The organism is Streptococcus porcorum (assembly GCF_053203725.1).
Map to the genome: position 1 here is coordinate 69,930 of NZ_JBRUDG010000003.1, position 21,040 is coordinate 90,969.

A 21,040-nucleotide genomic window follows, 5' to 3' on the forward strand; every position below is an offset into this window, starting at 1 on the left:
CAAACTTATTTAGAATAATTCTAAATAAAATAAAAAAACCAAGACTATTTCTCGGTTTTTTCTTTGGCAAGGCAGTCTGGACAAATCCCGTAAGTTGTTAGCTGGGCTTTTGTAATAGCATAACCTGTTTGCTCTGCTGCTTCTTGTTTTATGAGAGGGATATCAACATCCATGAAATCTGTGATATTACCACAACGCTCACAAACAACATGAAGATGCTGGTGTCCCATAAAATCAAAATAAGTCGTATTATCATTACTTAACTTAATTTCAGTGACAAAGCCCTCCTCAATAAGAACTTTAAGATTATTATATACCGTTGCTAAACTCATACTTGGGTGCTCTGGCAATAAATCTTTATAAATTTGCTCAGCACTTGGATGATGATGAGCAGCAATAAGATAAGTAATAATAGCTTTTCGTGTCTCTGTAATACGAATACGCTTTTCTTTCAGATGACTGATCACATGGTCAAAATCATCTTGACTGCCTTGGTGAAGATGTGAATGAAGCGCCATCCTTTTTTCTCCTTTTCTTAGGGCTACTGACATTATACACTATTTTTAGAAAACTTTCTATTTCCTTGTTTGAAAAATATCAATAAAATCTAACCTCGCATCACTAAGAAACTCAAGGCAAATGTAGCTGAAATCATGGAAAACTACTACAGTTTTGCCCCTTATTTGCCCCTTAAACAAGAAAAAAGCCTACTGCACAACGTAGAAACGTTTATACAATGGGCTTTTCACGTTCAATTATTTTACAGCGTCTTTAAGGGCTTTACCTGCTTTGAAAGCTGGTACTTTAGAAGCTGCGATTTCGATTTCTTTACCAGTTTGTGGGTTGCGACCTTTACGAGCTGCGCGTTCACGAACTTCAAAGTTACCAAAACCGATAAGTTGTACTTTTTCACCTTCTGAAAGGTAGTTTTCAATAGCTGCGAAAACAGCATCTACAGCCTTAGCTGAATCTTTTTTAGTAAGCTCAGTAGCTTCTGCTACTTTTGCAATCAAATCTTGTTTGTTTGCCATTTGAGTAAATCCTCCAATATATTTCTTAGCGATAACGCTTAACAAGTTATATCATATCTAAAAAAAGCTAGTAGGTCAAGTATTTAGGGCTAGTTTGATAGATTTTTCTTATAAATATCAAAGGTTATCTCGTCATTAACCAAATCAATTTTATTAGCTTTGATGAAAATTCCATTAGTATTTTTCATATTTTGCAAATTAATAATAATCGCTGACTGGCTAGGTTTGACTGCCACGATATCCGGTAAATCATAACTTGATTTAATGTATTGCAAGACTTCTTTTTCTGGCAGAGGAAGAGTCCCTACTGAAAAAGAAGTCACCTTTAATTGTACCGCACCATTCTCTAGCTTATAAGGTTCAAAATACACATATAAAGGAAGGTCATATCCTAATAAACTGTAACTTCCCTCAAACATAATGGTATCATTTGAAGCATAGAGTTTATAAGTCATTTTGTTTGATTGGTAAGGTTCTAGATAAGAAAGAATGGTCTGGTTTAACTTTTCTTTATCCGTGGTAAAGGTACCAACTGAAATAGCATCTGTTTTGGTTTCGGTAATCTTACTGGCATTAGGTTCACGAATAGTGATAATACGGCTAGCTAAAACGCCCAAAAAAGCAAGGTTAAGAGCTAGTAAAGCTAAACAAGCCCACTTCCACCAATTAGTCTTTACGCCAAGTTGATTTTGTTTCACTGATCTTCTCCATAACTGCTGTACTCATAATACGATAACCCGTATTATTGGGATGAAAATGGTCCCCTGTAAAAAGGACATCATTGATAATCTGGGTTTGCTGACCAGAGCTTTCCACAATTCCCTCCTCACCATCTAAGCCTTTGTATAAGAGCTCATTGATGGGAACAAAATAAACGCCTTCATACTCCGCTGTGACAGCCTCCGTCTGATTATTCCAATTATCAATTACCTCTTGCATCTCAGTCATCTCTGGAAAATTAAGATAAAATGGATTATAAATCCCCAAAATATAGATCGGGAGATTGGGATTTTCAGATCGTGCCACTTCAATAATCTGACGGAGACGTTTTTGGTAAGCCTTAGCTGGCTGGGTAAAACTAGAAACCTTTAGTGTGGTTAAATTTTTCCGAATAACCGCCATCACATCATTTCCACCTACTGTCAAGGTCATCAGATTAGCTTTTTTTAAATCATCCTGAATGGCTTTTTTCTCTGTCATACGCTTTAAGATTTGTTGGCTGGTATTCCCAGAAACACCATAATTAGAGGTCGCCACTTGATAGCCATAAGCACTTGATAAAGAATCTGCTAACAAGGGAACAAAGCCACCCTGATTGGTGGTATCACCAACACCTTCTGTCAAGGAATCTCCAATAGCAACGTAATTCAGCTTAGAAACTGTCTTTGAGAGAAAGTCTTCTTTGGTCAGTTTGGAATCTTCCTTTGGAATCATAAAATTCCAGAGGATGGCAGATAAGAAGAGAACAGAGCTAAAGAAGATTAACCCTGTCCAAAATGATTTTTTAAACATAACGCACTAAGATAGCCCAGGCATTCTCTCCAGTATGTGTTTGAATGATAGAGCCAGTTTCTAAAACTGAGATTTTTTGACGGACCATATCTTGCAATTCTTCTGCCAAACTCTTTGCAAAATCTGATGTGCCAGCATAAGAAATCCCAAGTTCTGCTACTTCTTTGCCTTCTAGACTTTCTTTGAATTCTTCTAACCATTTGGTAAAGGTTTTATTCCCTCTTCCTTTTACAACAGGTACGAGCTCATGGTTTTTCATTTCCATGACAACCTTAATATTCAAAAGAGAGCTCAAGAGCCCTGTCACGCGCCCAATACGTCCCCCTTTGACAAGATTTTCTAAAGTAGAAACACCAATAAACAATTGTGTCTTCGCTTGAATTTCTGTTATTTTTTCTAAAATCTCATCACGACTCGCTCCTGCTTTAGCCATCTTAGCAGCTTCCACAACTTGGAATTTCATGGCTTGATCAGTGAAATTAGAATCAACAACTACAACATCTGCTTCTGACAGGTTAGCCCCTTGTCTTGCCGCTTCAACGGTTCCTGATAACGATTTTGAGAGGTGAATAGAAATCAAATCACTTCCATCCTTAGATAAAGTATCATAGGTCTCTGCAAATAATCCCACTGGTGGCTGACTTGTTTTAGGTAATTCTTTACTTGAGGTCATTAACGAAAGAAATTCTCCCTCTTTTAAATCGTTGTCATTATAAAGTTTACCATCTACCATAACAGATAAAGGAACAATAGTGATTCCTAAATCTTGGACCAACTCTGGTTCAATTGTGATAGAGGAATCGGTAACAATTTTGATTTGTGTCATACAATTATCCTATTCGTCTTTTCTAAAAAATTATCTTATGTCTCATTATAGCAAAAAAGAGCAGTTTAAAAAAAGATTAATGGTCTTTATTTAATGAAAAATCCACTTTTTTTATCTCAATATGATTAAGAAGAAGCCTAATATAATGTTTCCCAGAATAATGCCGACGTGTTGATAAATCTTTCCATCGGTAATCTTTTTGTCCAGAGATAGTAACATCGTTTACAAAATCAGTATCCTTAAGATAAAAAATCTTCTCACCAATCTGACCATTAGCTTTTTGAAATCCAAATGCCAAACTTAAACGAAACTTACTTGGTACAGGAGAATGAATTCTTACAGCATATGAAATTTGGCTGGTATCGCCATCATGTACCTCAAGAGAATCTAAAGCCAGCTGAGCCTGCTTTATCTCAAAATCCTGAGTATATCCCATAAAAGCCAGTGCAGGTGGATAGCCAGTTTTAATCAATGTTCTTAAGGCTGTTTTGATGATCCAATCTGTTTTGGGATCTTGATTTTTCCAAGTCTTTAAATGATCGATGACTTCATCTGGATAAAATCTGGTCAGATCATTAAGGTTATTAGCCACACTTTTTCTAACATAAAGAGACGGATCTGCCTTTAACCTCTCTAATAGCTCAAAAATCTCTGATCTATGTATCTTCAAATCAGGAACTGCCTGGCCCCAAGGCAAACGTAGGCGTGTCCCCTCACTGGCCAATCTACGATGATGTTCATTATCTGATAAGCTCAGCTCTTTTAAAAAAGCAAAGCTGGCATCAAAGTTGTGGTTTAAAAAATAGCGGATAGCAAATTCAGATGAAGAGCCAGTGGTTAACACTGCCATCCCTCGAAACGAATGATCCAAGTCCTCTAAGCCATATTTCCAAATGATGTCATTAAGAAATAAATAATCAAATCCTTGGCAGGTTGAGTTCAGTTTTATCAACAAGTCCACCACATCTGCATAAGGAAGATCAAGCGTGTGATAAGTGGCATCCGCCATACGTTTAAAACGGTCCATCAATGCTAAATCATCCCAGTCATCCTGTAAAACAGCTTGATAAAAAGACTCTGAAACAAAGTCAGAATAATGACTTTGAATAGCCTTTACGAATTCTTCTAGAAATGTTTGGTTGTACTTTAGACGTAATTCCTCAGCCATATTAACCTTTCTTTAAGAGCTCTCTTGCTTGAATACGAGCTGCTTCTGTTAGATTTTGACCAGCTAACATTTTAGCAATTTCTTCAACGCGCTCCTCATGACTTAATAAACGAACTGTCGATACAGTTGATGTTTCATCACTTTTTTTCTCAATAAAAAACTGATAGTCTGCAATCGCAATAACTTGTGGTGAATGGGAAATAGCCAAAACTTGACCGTTACTTCCAATACGATGGATTTTTTGTGCAATAGCTTGAGCAACACGGCCAGAAACACCTGTATCCACCTCGTCAAATACAATACTCGTTTTATCCTCACGACGGGAAAAAACAGATTTCAGCGCTAGCATTAAACGAGAGAGTTCACCACCTGATGCCACTTTGACTAAGGGTTTGAAGCCTTCGCCTGGGTTTGTTGAAATATAAAACTCTATCTGTTCATTTCCCTCGCGGTTAAATTTTCCTTTCGAAAATTGTACCTTGAAGTTTGCTTTTTCCATGTAAAGGTCATTTAGCTCATGCTTAATATCCTGCTCCAGCTGATAAGCTAGGTTTTGTCTAGCTTCTTTAAGATGATTAGCTGCAACAACAAGCTCCTTCTCCAATTTTTTGAGTTGCCCTTCCATATCATCAGAACCATTCTCACTTCCTGTTAATAGCTGATATTCTTTAGAGATATTCTCAAAATACTCTAAAACATCATCCACTGTCCCACCATATTTTCGTGTAATACTATTGATCACATCTAGTCGAGATTCAATCTGAGAAAGAAGACCTGCATCAAAATCTAAGCCATCTAAAATATCTCCCAGACGCTTTGTGATATCTTCTAAGATATAATAACTCTCAGATAAACTGTCAGACATTTCCTTATATTCCAGATCAAACTCTTCCAAACTCTGCATATCATTCATGGCTGAGCGAATATTGGCGAGACTTGAAAAATCTTCATTATCCAACATTGCATGGGCATTAGTGAGAGTGTCTGCAATCTGTTTATGATTAAGGAGTTTGTCACGCTGATGCTGTAACTTTTCATCTTCTCCAGAAACTAAGGCAGCTGTTTCTAGTTCCGCTATTTGAAATTCTAACATTTCAATTCTTGCCTTGTGCTCCTGCTCATTTTTTTGCTTTTGGAGAACTTTTTGTCGTAACTGTCGATACCTATCAAAAATCTCCTGGTAGGCTTTTTTCTCGCTCCAAAAATGTTCGTCACCAAAGGCATCTAACATATGGATGTGGTATTGTGGTTTCATCAGCTCTTCTTGGTCATGTTGCCCATGGATATCAACTAAAAAATAACCAATACTTTTTAAAACAGATAAATTCACCATTTGTCCATTGACACGGCTGACCGAGCGCCCATTTTGAAAAATCTCACGTCGAATAATCAGCTCATCACCCACTTCGATGCCATTTTCCTCTAAAATGGCCACTAACTGAGGTTGTCTAGTAATGGAAAAAAATCCCTCAATTTCAGCTTTTTTCGCACCATGACGGACAACTTCCATATTTGCTCTACTTCCTAGCATCATATTCATAGCGTCAATGATGATAGATTTTCCTGCTCCTGTCTCCCCTGTTAAAATGGTCATCCCGTTATCAAAACTAAGAGCTATCTCTTCAATAATGGCAAAATTCTTTATGGAAATTTCAAGTAACATTTAGCCCTTCTCCATCCACATTTCTAAACTTTCTCGAATACGCTTTGCAGCTAATTGACTTTTAGCAACCAACAAAATACTATCGTCATCAGCAATACATGAAAAGACATCTGATCCAAACTGCTCCAAAAGCACCCGTTTTATCAAACGGGTGTTTCCTGGAACAAGATCAATATTGATAAAATTGAGAAGTCCAGGTGTCTCTTCTGAGATAGCTTTTAAACTGCCATTAATCACATTGATCGTTGGGGCCACTTTTTTAGGTTTTTCTTTAGAAAGACCGTAAATATATTTGCCGTGATCCGTCGGTATCTTAACAATACCAATTTCATTAATATCTCGTGAAATTGTGGCTTGTGTCGCCGTCAACCCTTCTTCTTTTAAAAGGGAAACAAGATCATTTTGTGTTTCGATGGCATTTTCTGTTACAATTTTTCTAATCAGATCTAAACGCTCACTCTTTTTCATCTGACTTAAACTCCTTTTGCGCTGCTTCTAAAACTAGGTTAACACGATCTAAAACTGCATTTTCCACCTGATTTCCTTTTTTGAGGTGTAAAAGAAATTCTGTATTCCCATGCCCACCTTGGATAGGAGAAAAATCTAATCCCAAGATTGAAAAACCAAACTCTTGAGCAAAGCCAATCACTTTTTCTAACACCATGGCATGCACTTTAGGATCTTTGATAATCCCATTTTTTCCAATCTGCTCCCGACCAGCTTCAAACTGTGGCTTAATGAGAGCCACTACTTGACCGTCTTGAGCCAGTATCTGATATAAGGCGGGTAAAATCAGACGAAGCGAAATAAAACTAACATCAATAGAAGCAAAACTTGGTTGCCCTTGATCAAAATCTTCTGGCTTAGCATGGCGAAAATTGTATTGTTCCATGCTAACGACACGCTCATCTTGACGCAGTTTCCAAGCCAATTGATTAGTCCCAACATCAACTGCATAAACTAATCTCGCACCATTTTGCAACATCACATCAGTAAAACCTCCTGTTGAAGCACCGATGTCAAGAGTGATTTGATCGGTCAATACAATCCCAAAGCTCGATAAAGCTTTTTCAAGTTTCAGGCCTCCACGGCTAACATACTTGAGTTTTTCCCCTTTTAACTTTAACTCTGTTGCATCATCAATCTTCTCACCAGGCTTATCAAAACGCTCACCATTTACTACCGCTACGACAAGACCTGCCATAACACCACGTTTAGCCTGTTCTCTGGTATCAAATAAACCTTGTTTATAAGCTAGAACGTCCACTCTTTCCTTAGCCATGTAGTCGTAACCTCTCTATTATCTTCGTAATTTCATCTTTGTTAAAGCCTTGTTTAGCTTCTAATTCTTTAAAAATGACTAACACATCGTCTAAAGACTGATTTAAAATAGCTCTTGAGGCATCTAAACCCAACAGACTAGGATAAGTTGATTTTTCTGACAGAAGATCTTTTTTGGGGGTCTTACCAAGTTCGTCAAAATCAGCGGTAACATCTAAAATATCATCTCTCACCTGAAATGCTAGACCAACTAATTCTCCTGCTTGACGTAAAAGATCTAGATTATGGGCATCAACTTCTGCAAGAATCCCTGCTGCAACAAAAGGATAGGCCAAAAGCTTTCCTGTTTTATGAGCATGGATTTTTTGCAGCTCCTCTAATGGTAGTCTTTTTTCTTCTCCCTTGATGTCTAACATCTGTCCTGCAACCATCCCATGACTGCCTGAAGCCTCTGACAACTCTCGCACCAAAGCTAGTGCGACTTCTGCTTTTAGCTCAGCCTTTGCCAAAAGACCAAATGGATCTAAAAAAAGGCTATCTCCTGCTAAAATAGCAGTGGCTTCATCAAATTTTTTATGGTTGGTTAAGCGCCCACGACGGTAATCGTCATCATCCATAGCTGGAAGATCGTCATGAATAAGACTTCCTGTGTGAATCATCTCAAGTGCAGCAGCTACTTGAAAATGCGCCCTTGTCAAAGACACGCCAAATCCTTCTAAAAGATCTAAAAAAATTAAGGGGCGGATACGCTTACCGCCTGCCTCAATAGAATATAAAATACTTTCTACCAAATCACTTGAAATCAAGGCCTCTTGATAATAAGACCTCATTGCTTGGTCAATGCTCTTGATTTTATCCACCACTTAGTCCATTTCCTCTTCTGTTCCATCAGCTTTCATCACTTTGACTAAGGTCTTTTCAGCATCTTGTAAGGTCTTTTGGAGATCCTTAGACAAGAGCATTCCTTTTTGAAATTCTGTAATCGCTTCTTCAAGAGCCACATCGCCAGTTTCTAACTTGCTGACAATCATTTCCAATTCTTGTAAATTTTCCTCAAATGTTTTTTTACTTTCTGACATCTTTTACCTCTGCATCTATTTGACCATCTCTTAGCTGAATACTAATCTGGTCTCCTTTAGTAAGTGTTTGAACACTTTCCAAAATCGTATCTTCTTGTCGAACAATAGCATATCCTCTTGCCACAATTCGCGTCGTATCAAGTGATAACAAGGCATCTTGTGCTTTTTCAAAACGCGCTAATTTATTGTCATAGTGATTAGACATATGACTAAGAAGTAAGCGCTCTTGTTGCCTTACTTTCTCTTTAAAATAACTGACTTGTCCTTTTAAATCAAATGACTTGAGACGTTGAAACACGAGTTGCTCTGCCTGTTTCTTTTGTGTCAGTCGCTCTCTTGTCAATTGCTCTAAACGTTGACTAAGTCGATCTAACTTTTGTAAATGCCCATCATAGAGCCGTTCGGGCTGCCTAAATATCACCGATGACATCAACTTATCTAACCGCTCTTGACGTCTGATAATCAACTGCCTACTTGCTTGGTAGAGACGATTTTGACGATCTTGAAGGCTTGCAAGAACATCACTTTTAGTGATTGGAGTAGCCAATTCCGCTGCAGCTGTTGGTGTTGCAGCTCTTTGATCAGCAACAAAATCTGCCAAGGTCGTATCCGTTTCATGCCCCACACTAGAGATAATTGGAAGGTGGGATTCAAAGATGGCTTCAACCACATTTTCTTCATTAAATGCCCAGAGATCCTCAATAGAGCCTCCTCCTCTCCCTACAATCAGAAGATCTAAATCTTTTCGTTGATTAGCTAAACGAATATTCTCTACAATCTCTTGACTGGCTCCATCTCCTTGAACCTTGGTAGGAAACAAGAGAATATCAACTCCTGGAAAACGCCTTGAAACCGTTGTGATAATGTCACGAATTACCGCACCACTGGGGCTGGTGATGACTCCTATTTTTTTTACAAAACGAGGAAGAGCTTGCTTGTGACGAGAGTCAAAATAACCTGCTTCCGTTAGCTTTTTTTTGAGTTGCTCAAACTGAATAGCTAAGGCACCAATCCCATCCGGCTCTGCTTTTTCAATCACAATGGAATAAGCCCCACTAGGCTCATAAAGTTGAATCCGACCAATCACATTGATCTTCATCCCCTCTTCTAATTCAAATCCTAGATTTTTAAAAGCTCCTGCCCACATGGTTGCCTGTATGACAGCCTTTTCATCTTTGAGCGAAAAATATTGATGCTTGGGACGCTTTCTAAAGTTAGAAACCTGCCCTGTCAAATAAACCCGCTCTAAATAAGGGTCGCGGTCAAATTTTAATTTTAAATACTTGGTCAAACTCGACACTGATAAATAATCCGACATGCTCCCTCCTTCATTTATGCATAATTACTCCCATTATAGCATTTTTCCCTTAAAAATGGTGGGACAAAAGACAGGAAAAACAGCAATCACTCTAAGAAAATAAAAAGAGCGAAACAACATAAAACACACCCCAAAAGTTAGACAGAAAAATTCTAACTTTTGAGGTGCGACTTCTAGCACTTCAATGGGGTATGTACTTTATGCTATTAATAACTATCTTTTTCCTTCTACTATCTTTTATCCCTATTGATAAAAATTAGAACATCTCCTTTTATAGTCACTAGATCTTTATCAACTAATTCTTGTAGAGCTTGGCGATAAACGCCTTCATAACCTTCAGTTAATCTCTTTTTATCAAAAACGATATGATTAATTACTCTGAACCATTCTTTTAATAATTTATGTCTCAACCCTTTCATTATACCACAAATGAGAGGGTAAAAACAGTCTTGTTTTTTTATATATAAGTGTTACATTATAAATGAGATATATCCTTGGGTTGGAAAGGAAAAAACGGAAACTATATTACTCAAAGGTTTATATAACAATTAAACTGTTTTGTATCTTTGGAATCAAACAAGGAGGTAATCATGAAAAAGATTTTAAAACCTATTGCTGTGGTTATGTTATCTTTGAGTATTGGTAGCAGTTTTATTCCTGTGTGTAATGTTTTAGGAGAAGAATATCAACATAATGTTTCAGAAAAAAGTATTAATCAAGATGGATTGAATTTTTCTGCAGAAGAAATTGATATTATCACAGAAAATGGTCAATATTCTTATGATGAAAAAACAACAGAAGATGCTTTAAAATTACAAAAGTATTTTGGGTATGATAAAAACGGAAATGTTGTTTTAAATGCAACTAAAGAACAATTAATTGCCGATTTAAATATTACAGAAAGTCAAGCACTTGATTTGTTGAGTATTTCTGAATCAGGAGTAAGGACAACGGAATATAGAGGATTTGTAGGAGTATATGTTCATTTAGGACCTAAAGTAAGAGCGATGAATGGATGGGCTGCTGGTGCTTTTGCAGGTGGCTATGTTGGTTGGTATGCTAAGCAATTGGCGGCAGCTGGACCTTGGGGAGCTGGAGCAGCTGCCTTAATAACGGCGTCTGCAGCTGCCACCGTAAAATGGGCTGTTGAAAATGGGGTTAGAACTGTTCCAATTGGGTCTCAAATCCCTGGTTTTTCATTGTCTTATAATGTGAATGTACCTTAGGAATATTTTATGAAAAATCTACAATTTAATATAAAACCTGTTCTATGCGCATTGTTTTTGTATATTGCTTTAGGTTATTTATGCCAGATTATAAATGTATTTAGTTTTAAATTCTCTATATCAGGGATAGTTACTTTTTTGATAGGTAGTTTCTTTTATTCTCTATATACAACTAGAAATAATGGTGCTTTTCTAATATATTCAATTATTTTATTCTTACTTAGTTTTTCGTTGTCTCTTTGAGATTATAGAAACACTATAAAAACTCCTAAGAGTGTACTGACCCCAAAAAGTTAGACAAAAAATATTAGTGAAAGGATTTAGTTCTGTACTGAACAGGACTAAGTCCTTTTAGTTTTGCTTTAATGCGTTTATTGTTGTAGTAAAAAATATAATCAGTGATAGCTTGCTCTAGTTGATCCAGAGATTTGAAATTTTTCTCAAATCCGTAAAACATTTCTGTTTTCAAGATGCCAAAGAAGGATTCCATCATACCATTATCCGTGCTGGTTCCCTTGCGAGACATGGAAGGACGTATGCCTTTACTTGCAAGAAAACGGTGATAGACTTCATGTTGGTATTGCCAACCTTGGTCACTATGGAGAATGGTATTTGGGTAAGTTTCCTCAGGGAAGACCTTCTCAAGCATGGTCTTGACTTGTACGAGGTTGGGAGAATGGGACAAGGTAAAATCAATAATTTCGCTATTATAGCCATCCAGAACAGGAGAAAGATAGAGTTTTTCAGCACAATTTGGCAGAGCGAACTCCGTCACATCTGTATAGCACTTCTCAAAAGGCTTAGCCCCTTCAAAGGCTCTCTCAATGAGATTAGGAGCTTTCTTGCCACATCACCCTTGTAAGACTTGTATCTCTTGCGTCGACGAATACGAGCAGTCAAACCTAACTCTTTCATCAGCCCTTGTACTTTCTTGTGGTTGACAGAAAATCCACGATTTTTTAGCTCAAGGTGAATGCGACGGTAGCCATAGTTTCCCTTATGTTCATCATAAATGGCTTGAATTTCAGCTTTTAAGTCCTTATCTTTATCTGGTTTGTCCAGTTGTTTGACTTGATAATGATAAGTAGAAGGAACTAATTGAGCAATCGTCAGCAGTAGATTTAGTCGGAATCCTTCTGCGACCATCTCTCTAACTGTTTGAGCCTTTCTTGTTCTCTGGCTTCGTCCCTTAAACGAAGCGCTCTCAACTTTTTTAGATAGGCATTCTCCGTTCTAAGCCGTTCATTTTCCTCCTGAAGTCGCTTTAACTCGGTCATCTCTTCCCAGGTTTTCTTTGGTTTACGCCCCATCTTTGGTGGCCTCCCTCTTGTTTTCTCAACAATAATATCCCCGTTTTTCTTGTATTGTGCTATCCAGTTTGGGAGAGTTCCTCGATTTGGCAAGGAATAGTTAAGTGAGACGGAGAGGCTGACTGCTTATTAAGAAGTACTTTGTCAATCATTTCTTGCTTTAATTCTGGGGAATAGTAGTTATTTTTCTCTTTTTTAACAATACTTAAGCCATATCTCTCAATCAATCGAATCATATATTTAATGCCGGATTGAGCAATACCGAACTGTTTTGACAAGGAATTGAGGGAATTACCATTTTGCCGTAACTCATAAATTTGGACTTTGTCTTCATAACTTAATTTCATAAAAATAGCACCCCATAAGTTAGATTTTTTCATTCTAACTTTTGGGGTGCGGTTCAGACTAGAATCTTTAACATTATTCTAACAATTGCCGCATGGCTATTGGCAAGTATTGGCTGATCTGCGTTGGGAGGACGATGTAAGCATCTTGTGAAAGGTGGTCTGCAATAGCTGAGTGAAGATAAACTGCAGCAGCAACACTTTCCCAAAGATCTTGCCTAAATTGGGCTAGAAAGCCTGCAATCATCCCTGCTAAAGTATCTCCCATACCACCTGTTGCTTGATAGGGACCTCCAACAGTAATGTGACCCACTTTATCTCCTTGATAGACACGTGTTTGATGGCGTTTATGTACTAAAATTGTCTGATCTGGAAAGTCTTTCAAAGCTTTAAAATTGGTGAGATCATCCTGTGCATCAGGCGATAAGCCACTCAAGCGTTCCCACTCTTTTTGATGAGGTGTTAAGACAAGCGATGAATGAGGTAAGATGGAACGTTCTTTTTTGGCCAATAAATTTAGGGCTGAGGCATCCATCACTAAGACTTGATCTGCTCTAACTCTTTCTAAGACTTGGTTAAAAATAGTTTCAGACAGCCTATTTTCAGCTAAGCCTGGACCAATCAAAATAACAGTTGCTGCATCCACTTCACGCGCCAACAAATCTTGATCGCGCATATCAAATCCCATAGCTTCTGGTAAGTGAGTGTGAAGGGCAGTCAGATTTTCCCTATCAGTTGCCACACTCACTAAGCCTGCTCCGCTTTTCACACAGGCTAGGGCTGATATAATAATAGCACCACCAAAAGGAGCTTGACCACCTACTAAGAGAACACGTCCAAAAGCCCATTTGTAAGCATTTGGCTCACGCTTTACCACAACCTTTTTAGCTAAACTTTCCTCTATTCTCATCTGTTCACACTTCTAAGGGCTGACTCATAGGTTTGTTCCATCAGCATGGTAATGGTCATAGGGCCTACACCACCTGGTACAGGGGTGATGTAACTGGCAAGTTCAGCTACCTCATCATACTTAACATCTCCAATCAGCTTTCCATTTTCATCACGGTTCATGCCGACATCAATCACTACCGCGCCCTCTTTAACAAAATTCTTTGTCACAAAATGCCCACGGCCAATTGCCACAACTAAGATATCAGCCTTTTTAGCGACCTCTGCTAAATGATGCGTTCTAGAATGCGTGAGGGTCACCGTTGCATTTTTATTAAGTAAGAGTTGAGCCATTGGTTTTCCGACGATATTACTACGCCCAATCACCACGGCATGTTTACCTTCCAGATCGATATGATAGTCTTTAAACATCTCCATAATCCCAGCTGGTGTACAAGGCACCATAACAGGATGTCCACTCCATAAACGACCCATATTCATCGGATGAAAACCATCTACATCTTTATTAGGATCAATCGCTAATAACACAGCTTCTTCATTGATATGATCAGGCAAGGGTAATTGTACCAAAATCCCATGAAATGAAGTATCCGCATTATAGATTGCAATCACATCCAACAACTCCTCTTGTGAAGTTGATTCAGGCAGGCGAACAACCTGACTTTTAAAACCAGCAGCCAAGGCAGAATGCTCTTTATTACGAACATAGACCTGGCTAGCTGGATTTTCCCCTACTAAAATCACCACTAACCCTGGTACGATACCTTTTTCCGCCTTTAAACGAGCGACCTTTTCTGCTAACTTTTTCTGCATTTTTTGAGCTAATGCTTTTCCATCAATTATCTGAGCCATAATCTCTCCTTGAACATTGTATTGAGACTATTATAACAAAAAAGGTAGGCCTTGACCCACCTTTTTTCAGAATTTTTTGATAAGTTAGATGATTATCATGATTTATTGATTTCAGTATTATTATTCTTTTTTATCTCATCTTTAATAGCACAAGAGCAGTCACAGTCGCTACAAGCTCCTTTTTTTTGTAGGGTACTTTTAATAATCCAGACTGACAAGATAACTAAAACAATTAAAATAATTAAGGTTGCTAATGACATCATAACCTCCTAAGAACCTTGACCAACAAGGTTTTCTAAACTGATTACCCTAACTTCCTGAGACTTTGGTTTTCTCATAATTAAGTAAGCAAAGACCAAGACAAGAAGCACCGCTATGCCTGTCCAAATAGTCACAGCATGCCCTGTTAGCAATAAACCAAGTTGATAAATAATCAAGCTCACGCTATAAGCTAGTCCCGTCTGAAAAGCAATCGCCAACCAAGTCCATCCTAAACTATTCATCTCTCGCTTAATTGCTCCTACCGCCGCAAAGCAAGGTGCACATAAAAGATTAAAGACTAAGAAAGAATAAGCTGATAAGGCCGTGTAATCCAGTTGTAGATTAGACCATAAGCCGTGACTGCTTTCTGAAGCATCCTTGACATTATAAAGAATACCAAAGGTAGCAACCACGGTTTCCTTAGCCACCAAACCTGTTACTGTTGCAACAGTAGCACGCCAGTTGCCAAAACCTAGTGGAGCAAATAAAACAGAGAAAGCCCGCCCAATACTTACCAAAATACTATTTTCTGTATCGACAGCTTCTAAAGTAAAGCTATAAGTACTCATGAACCAAATCAAGATGTTCATGACAAAAATCACAGAGCCGGCACGTTTAATAAAACTCATGGCCTTATTAAAGGCATAACGCAAAACCGAACTTGTTTTTGGAAGGTGATAACTTGGCAACTCCATGATAAACGGACTGGCCATCCCACCAAGTAGCCGTATTTTCTTAAGAGCAATACCAGATAGGACAATGGCACCAATTCCTACAAAATAAGCACTTGGGGCAATCCAAGGATTTTTAGGGAAAAAGGCACCTGCTACTAAGGCGATGATGGGTAATTTAGCCGAACACGGCATAAAGGTAGTGGTCATCACGGTGATTCTGCGATCTCGTTCGTTTTCAATGGTCCGACTAGCCATGACACCAGGAACCCCACAACCTGTCGCAATCAACATAGGAATAAAGGTCTTACCCGACATGCCAAAACGTCTAAAAATACGATCCATCACAAAGGCGACACGACTCATATAACCAACATCTTCTAAAATCCCCAAACACAGAAAGAGGACAAAAATTTGAGGAACAAAACCAAGAACTGCCCCACAGCCCGCTACAATCCCATCTAGGATCAAGCCCTGCATCCAAGCATCAACCTTTAAGCTTTCTAAAACAGATCCTACTGCATTTGGAACCCATTCACCAAAAAGAACATCATTAGCCCAATCCGTTCCCATAATCCCAACCGTTTGAATAGATAGGTAGTAAACCAACCACATCACCATAGCAAAAATCGGAAGGGCTAAAAAGCGATTGGTCACAATCTGGTCAATCTTATCTGACAAGGTCAAGGCAAAATCATCTTCCTTGGTCTGTGCCAGCTTGGCCACCTTTTCAATGAAAGCATAGCGCTCATTGATTAAAATGGATTCCGCATCTTCAGTATAGATTTCCTCGGTGATCTTGATGATATCTTTGATTTCTTTTTTCTGAAAATCAGACAAGGAAAGCTGTTCCCAAACTTGCTGATCTCCTTCAAATAGCTTGATGGCATAAAATCGTGCGTCACTTGCTAAAACTGCTGTCCCTAAAACATCTATGATTTCAGCTAAAGCCACCTCAAATCTTTTATCATAAGTCGGATAGGCAAAAGTACTGTCAACTTGAGCTGATTTTTTAGCCAACTTGATGGCTTTCTCAATACCTATATTTTTAGTGGCACTGGTTGACACTACAGGCACACCCATATGATAGCTCAGCTTTTCTTCGTCGATAGTTTTCCCTTGACTTTTTAAAACATCGCTCATATTAAGAGCAATCGTCACAGGTAGCCCCGCCTCCAACAGCTGGGTGGTCAAATAAAGATTACGCTCCAAGTTTGTGCTATCAACAATATTTAAAATAGCGTCTGCCTCATGGCTCAACAGATAATCTCTAGCTACTAATTCCTCTGGTGAGTAGGGCGACATCGAATAGATTCCTGGTAAATCTTGAATGGCTAAGCTCTTATCAGATTTGTAAGTACCAGATTTTCTTTCAACCGTCACACCAGGCCAGTTTCCCACACGCTGCCGATTTCCTGTCATGAGGTTAAACAAAGAGGTCTTCCCACAGTTCGGATTTCCAATCAAGGCGATTTCCATTTTTCTTATTCCTCCTCAACCACTGTAATCAACTGAGCTTCTGATTTACGAAGCGTTAATTCATAACCTCGCAGACTAATTTCAATCGGATCACCTAAAGGGGCAACCTTTCTAAGACAGATCTTCGTATGCTTGGTCAAGCCCATATCCATCAACCGTCGTTTCGCTTCTCCAACAGTATTGATCTCTTTGACATAGGCAAAGTGACCAACAGGTAAGTCAGCTAACGATATCAGCTGCCCTTCTCCCTCGTAAAGCACAACACTTACTCGCTCCAAGATAGCATTATCAAAAGCAAGCCTAGCTCCTTTAACCATGACAATAGCATTTGATTTGGTTTTGGCGACTAATTTCAAGTGAGTCCCCTGCTTTAAACCCATAGTCGCCAAATGCCTGCAACTTTCCTCGTTTAAATCAATATGCTGAACTTGATAATCCACATCAACTTTGGCATCTATTAATAACAACTATCTTTCACCCTTCCTTTGTAGTAATTTTTCATCATTATAGCACATAAAAAGACAGATAAACATCCTTATCTGTCATATTTTTCATATTGGAATTATTATTGATTTATAGTACTTTACTTAGGAAATCCTTAGTTCGTGCTTCCTTAGTAGCATCAAAGATTTCTTTTGGTGTCCCATCTTCAACAATATAACCGCCATCCATAAAGATCACACGATCTGCCACTTCACGCGCAAAGCCCATCTCGTGAGTGACAATTACCATCGTCATCCCTGACTTAGCCAAGTCTTGCATGACACCCAACACTTCTCCTACCATTTCAGGATCAAGAGCTGATGTTGGCTCATCAAACAAAAGTACATCTGGATCCATCGCTAGACCACGGGCAATCGCAATACGCTGCTGTTGCCCTCCTGATAGACTCGCTGGATAGGCTTGAGCTTTTTCCCTTAGCCCAACTTTTTCAAGCAACTCATAAGCCTTAGCTTCTGCCTCAGCTTTTGATGTGCCTTTCGTTTTAATCGGTGATAAGGTGATGTTGTCAAGTACTGTCATGTTAGGGAAAAGGTTAAACTGTTGGAAAACCATTCCCATCTTTTCACGCATCTTAAAGATATCATTTGACTTGTCAGTGATATCAACTCCTTCAAAGGTTACTGTTCCTTTTGTTGGTACTTCAAGAAGGTTCATGGTACGCAGAAAAGTAGATTTACCAGATCCTGACGGACCGATGATGACGACAACCTCCCCTTTTGAAATATCAAGGTCAATTCCCTTTAACACTTCATTGTTTCCAAAATACTTATGAAGGTCTTTGATGCTAATAATTGCTTCTGACATTATTTTTTCTCTCCTTGCCCTAAACGGTTTTCAAAACGCTTGATCATTGCAGACATAACAGTCGTTACAATCAAATAGTAGAAGGCTGCAAATAATAACGGTTCAATCGGTAGATAGGTTGCTGTTACAACAGATTGAGCACCATTCCACAATTCCATGACCCCAATGGTTTGAAGAAGCGAACTATCTTTAATAATTGTCACAAATTCATTACCAAGTGCTGGGAGGATATTTTTAAGAGCTTGTGGCAAGATAACATAGCGCATAGCATTTTTAGGGCGAATCCCCAAAGAATAAGCTGCTTCAAGCTGTCCTTTGGGCACAGCATCAATCCCCGCACGAACTGTTTCTGAAATATAAGCTCCACTATTGAGTGATAAAATAATCATCCCAGGTAATAAGCGAGAAAAATCCATATCTAAAACACCAAACGGAATAGTGGGTAAATTATGAAATTTCATCCAAGCAAAAGAAATCATAATTTGGACCACCATCGGTGTGCCACGAAAAACCCAAACATAAAAACTCACTAACCAGTCCAATACTTTAATATTACTACGTTTAGCAAGGGCCACCAAGACACCAATGATGGTTCCAAAGAAAACCACAAAGGCAGAAATCAAGATAGTCACGACAACGCCGTAGTTAAAATAAGCCCAATACTTAGGCAAAAATGAAAAATCCATTTAAATTACTAACTCCTCTAAAAATGTGTGAATCTATTATAATAAAAAATGCATAAAAATACAACCCAAGCTAACTAAAACCCTTAAAATAAAAAGGCTGAACAGCCTGTTCAACCTTTTGAATTCCTTTTTCACTATGGGGAATAGAAGTATTGCAATGGGAAATTAAACTATTTAGGGGCAATACCTTGTCAGAAAAAGGAGCCCAAAGTACTATCAGACGATGAATACCCTCACGTCCGATATAGGAGTATTATAGCACCCCCCCCCCCGAAAAATCAAGGTTTTTGCTATTTTTTTAAGTTTCTAACACTCTCTCTTTTTTTCAGTGTAAAAGGAACAATAACCTTTTCATTCTCATCTTTACTCACATCTAGTTTATCTAATAAACGTGCTAAACTCGCCTTACCCAGTTGAGGAATATTGATATCAAAAGTGGTTAAGTAAGGATGAATAATTTTTGCATAAGATGAATTGTTAAAAGAAACAATCGACACATCATGTGGGACGTTAATATCATAAAAAGATAAAAATTGAATCACACGGACAGACAACATATCATCGACAACCACCAAAGCAGTTGCCTCAGTCTTATCTAATAGAGACTTAAAGGCATCTAAGCTAAGAGCATCTTCCTTATCAAATAAGATCGGATATTCTGCTACCAGTCCTCTTTTAGTCATTTCAATCTGATAACCTAAATAACGCTCTGAAAAGACTTGACTATTTAAATCATCTGTGACAAATAAAATCTTATCATGTCCATTTTCTATCAAAACATCAACAGCTGTTCTCCCCATTAACTGGTTATCATTATCAATATAAGTGATTTCATTTCCCAGCTCTTCTGGCTCACCCACCACAACAAACGGAATATTCTGCGCTGTCAGATACTCGCGAACAGGATCATCTTTTTGAGAGTATAAAACAATGAAGCCATCAACACGTCGTTGCTTGTACATTAACTCAACATGCTCAGTTAATTCTTCCACTGTGCTGGCAGTGGCAATAGAAACAGTAAAGGAGCGTTTTTTAGCTTCATTATTGATGACCGTTAAAATCTCCATGAAAAAAGGCTGAGCAACACGGTCTTTTGTTAGAGGAGGCAAAATCACACCAACAGAGCGCGTCAAGCCTGATGCTAACATCTTGGCTGCCACGTTTGGAACATAGCCAAGTTCATCCATGGCTTTTTTCACTCTATCTTTGGTTTTTTGAGAGATGGCAGAGCTATCCTTTAAAGCACGACTGACAGTCGAGGGGTTCACTCCTGCTCTTTCTGCTACATCTTTTATCGTAACCATTTCTATCCTCCTTTCATTTTATCTCGTTATATTTTGACATATCAAGTTAAGAAGTTCAAGGATAAACTCTATTAAAAATCATTAATAAGACTTTCCAACTCTTTATTAATCTCAATATAATTTTCAAGAAGCTTGAAGGCTAACTTAATGCCTACTTTAGTAGAATTGGCAAAAATCTCATCAACCACAGCAGCTTCTGCAGGAAAATGCTTTTCAAATCGACGAGCAGGATTTGCCCAGTCAATGGACTCTTTATGCAGACTTTCTTGACTAAGGGTAATCCCTGTCATAATATCATCTACAGCATGATCCAAGTAATAGTGAGCTGAAATCACCTCACCACGAAGAACACGCATTTTTGCAACATATAAATTGGTAATTGCTTCATTAAAATACCAGTCAGGATTCGTTCGCACAGGGTCATGCTTACCTTTTAAACTAATCTCTTCTCGACTCCATAAGACCTTATCACAAGCCAGAGGAACCTCCTGATACTCTTTTTCAGTAAAAATAGCAAACTCAACATAGATGCCATCTGAATAAAGAACTTTATAGCCATCTGGCGTATTTTTAAATGAAAAAACCAAGCTAGCCGTTGGGGTCTCCAACCAATCCAGCTGATCTAACAAGTCTGGTTTTTCATCTTTCTCAGCTATGACAAAAAAATCAAGATCGGAATAATCATCCATTCTCTCTCTATCACTGCCTGTGGTTCCAATTCCAATAAGGGCTTGTGCACCCTTGATAGATTTGATATTTGCTATAATTTCGTCTAATCTCTCCAATTGTTCCATAACTCACCTCTTTATTTT

23 protein-coding genes and 1 pseudogene are annotated in these 21,040 nt (G+C 38.3%); 1 reads left to right on the plus strand and 23 read right to left on the minus strand.

What is annotated here, in order from left to right:
- Positions 1-44 precede the first annotated feature (44 nt).
- From ACVRWY_RS01465 to ACVRWY_RS01525, 13 genes are all read right to left on the minus strand, one after another.
- Positions 45-518: a Fur family transcriptional regulator gene (locus ACVRWY_RS01465; protein WP_354367415.1), complete on the minus strand. Its 474-nt coding sequence runs from the start codon at positions 516-518 to the stop codon at positions 45-47.
- A 237-nt stretch (positions 519-755) separates the two neighbouring features.
- Positions 756-1,031: a non-specific DNA-binding protein Hbs gene (gene hbs, locus ACVRWY_RS01470; RefSeq protein WP_354367417.1), complete on the minus strand. Its 276-nt coding sequence runs from the start codon at positions 1,029-1,031 to the stop codon at positions 756-758.
- Positions 1,032-1,120: 89 nt separating this feature from the next.
- Complete coding sequence (locus ACVRWY_RS01475) at positions 1,121-1,729, minus strand: YpmS family protein (RefSeq protein WP_354367419.1); 609 nt, start codon at positions 1,727-1,729, stop codon at positions 1,121-1,123.
- Positions 1,698-2,543: an SGNH/GDSL hydrolase family protein gene (locus ACVRWY_RS01480; protein WP_354367421.1), complete on the minus strand. Its 846-nt coding sequence runs from the start codon at positions 2,541-2,543 to the stop codon at positions 1,698-1,700. Before ACVRWY_RS01480 ends, ACVRWY_RS01475 begins: the two co-directional genes overlap by 32 nt.
- Complete coding sequence (gene fakB / locus ACVRWY_RS01485) at positions 2,536-3,369, minus strand: fatty acid kinase binding subunit FakB (RefSeq protein WP_354367423.1); 834 nt, start codon at positions 3,367-3,369, stop codon at positions 2,536-2,538. Before fakB ends, ACVRWY_RS01480 begins: the two co-directional genes overlap by 8 nt.
- A gap of 76 nt (positions 3,370-3,445) precedes the next feature.
- A complete protein-coding gene (locus tag ACVRWY_RS01490; protein ID WP_354367425.1) occupies positions 3,446-4,537 on the minus strand; it encodes a YhaZ family DNA alkylation repair protein in 1,092 nt (363 codons plus the stop codon).
- A 1-nt stretch (position 4,538) separates the two neighbouring features.
- A complete protein-coding gene (gene recN / locus ACVRWY_RS01495; protein ID WP_354367427.1) occupies positions 4,539-6,200 on the minus strand; it encodes a DNA repair protein RecN in 1,662 nt (553 codons plus the stop codon).
- Complete coding sequence (locus ACVRWY_RS01500; protein ID WP_354367429.1) at positions 6,201-6,668, minus strand: arginine repressor; 468 nt, start codon at positions 6,666-6,668, stop codon at positions 6,201-6,203.
- Positions 6,655-7,482 (minus strand): TlyA family RNA methyltransferase, encoded by an 828-nt coding sequence (locus tag ACVRWY_RS01505; RefSeq protein ID WP_354367431.1) that lies wholly within the window; start codon positions 7,480-7,482, stop codon positions 6,655-6,657. The genes ACVRWY_RS01500 and ACVRWY_RS01505 overlap by 14 nt, the downstream gene beginning before the upstream one ends.
- A complete protein-coding gene (locus ACVRWY_RS01510) occupies positions 7,475-8,344 on the minus strand; it encodes a polyprenyl synthetase family protein (protein WP_354367433.1) in 870 nt (289 codons plus the stop codon). Before ACVRWY_RS01510 ends, ACVRWY_RS01505 begins: the two co-directional genes overlap by 8 nt.
- On the minus strand, positions 8,345-8,560 hold the full coding sequence (locus ACVRWY_RS01515; RefSeq protein WP_354367435.1) for an exodeoxyribonuclease VII small subunit: 216 nt from the start codon (positions 8,558-8,560) through the stop codon (positions 8,345-8,347).
- The gene (gene xseA, locus ACVRWY_RS01520; RefSeq protein WP_354367437.1) at positions 8,547-9,878 is read right to left on the minus strand and encodes an exodeoxyribonuclease VII large subunit; all 1,332 of its coding nucleotides are present in this window, start codon (positions 9,876-9,878) and stop codon (positions 8,547-8,549) included. The genes ACVRWY_RS01515 and xseA overlap by 14 nt, the downstream gene beginning before the upstream one ends.
- Positions 9,879-10,108: 230 nt before the next feature.
- Positions 10,109-10,297, minus strand: a complete 189-nt coding sequence (locus tag ACVRWY_RS01525) for a hypothetical protein (protein ID WP_354367439.1) — start codon at positions 10,295-10,297, stop codon at positions 10,109-10,111.
- Between the two features lie 171 nt (positions 10,298-10,468).
- On the opposite strand from ACVRWY_RS01525, the gene ACVRWY_RS01530 reads away from it, so the two are divergent.
- Entirely contained in the window at positions 10,469-11,104 is a 636-nt protein-coding gene (locus ACVRWY_RS01530; protein WP_354367441.1) for a hypothetical protein, read from the plus strand.
- A 307-nt stretch (positions 11,105-11,411) separates the two neighbouring features.
- Here the strand turns inward: ACVRWY_RS01530 and ACVRWY_RS01535 are convergent.
- The 10 genes and pseudogenes from ACVRWY_RS01535 to ACVRWY_RS01580 form a co-directional block, all read right to left on the minus strand.
- A pseudogene (locus ACVRWY_RS01535) lies at positions 11,412-12,761 on the minus strand (IS3 family transposase).
- Positions 12,762-12,834: 73 nt separating this feature from the next.
- Positions 12,835-13,668: an NAD(P)H-hydrate dehydratase gene (locus ACVRWY_RS01540; protein ID WP_354367443.1), complete on the minus strand. Its 834-nt coding sequence runs from the start codon at positions 13,666-13,668 to the stop codon at positions 12,835-12,837.
- Entirely contained in the window at positions 13,665-14,519 is an 855-nt protein-coding gene (locus tag ACVRWY_RS01545) for a bifunctional methylenetetrahydrofolate dehydrogenase/methenyltetrahydrofolate cyclohydrolase (RefSeq protein ID WP_354367445.1), read from the minus strand. The genes ACVRWY_RS01540 and ACVRWY_RS01545 overlap by 4 nt, the downstream gene beginning before the upstream one ends.
- A gap of 95 nt (positions 14,520-14,614) precedes the next feature.
- Entirely contained in the window at positions 14,615-14,779 is a 165-nt protein-coding gene (locus ACVRWY_RS01550; protein WP_354367447.1) for a FeoB-associated Cys-rich membrane protein, read from the minus strand.
- A 9-nt stretch (positions 14,780-14,788) separates the two neighbouring features.
- Entirely contained in the window at positions 14,789-16,930 is a 2,142-nt protein-coding gene (gene feoB, locus ACVRWY_RS01555; RefSeq protein ID WP_354367449.1) for a ferrous iron transport protein B, read from the minus strand.
- A gap of 5 nt (positions 16,931-16,935) precedes the next feature.
- Positions 16,936-17,397, minus strand: coding sequence for a FeoA family protein (locus tag ACVRWY_RS01560; RefSeq protein WP_354367451.1), 462 nt, complete (start codon positions 17,395-17,397; stop codon positions 16,936-16,938).
- A gap of 106 nt (positions 17,398-17,503) precedes the next feature.
- Positions 17,504-18,238, minus strand: a complete 735-nt coding sequence (locus ACVRWY_RS01565) for an amino acid ABC transporter ATP-binding protein (protein WP_354367453.1) — start codon at positions 18,236-18,238, stop codon at positions 17,504-17,506.
- The gene (locus ACVRWY_RS01570; protein WP_354367455.1) at positions 18,238-18,924 is read right to left on the minus strand and encodes an amino acid ABC transporter permease; all 687 of its coding nucleotides are present in this window, start codon (positions 18,922-18,924) and stop codon (positions 18,238-18,240) included. The genes ACVRWY_RS01565 and ACVRWY_RS01570 overlap by 1 nt, the downstream gene beginning before the upstream one ends.
- Before the next feature lie 290 nt (positions 18,925-19,214).
- The gene (locus tag ACVRWY_RS01575) at positions 19,215-20,228 is read right to left on the minus strand and encodes a LacI family DNA-binding transcriptional regulator (protein WP_354367457.1); all 1,014 of its coding nucleotides are present in this window, start codon (positions 20,226-20,228) and stop codon (positions 19,215-19,217) included.
- A gap of 71 nt (positions 20,229-20,299) precedes the next feature.
- Positions 20,300-21,022, minus strand: a complete 723-nt coding sequence (locus tag ACVRWY_RS01580) for a hypothetical protein (protein WP_354367459.1) — start codon at positions 21,020-21,022, stop codon at positions 20,300-20,302.
- Positions 21,023-21,040 lie beyond the last annotated feature (18 nt).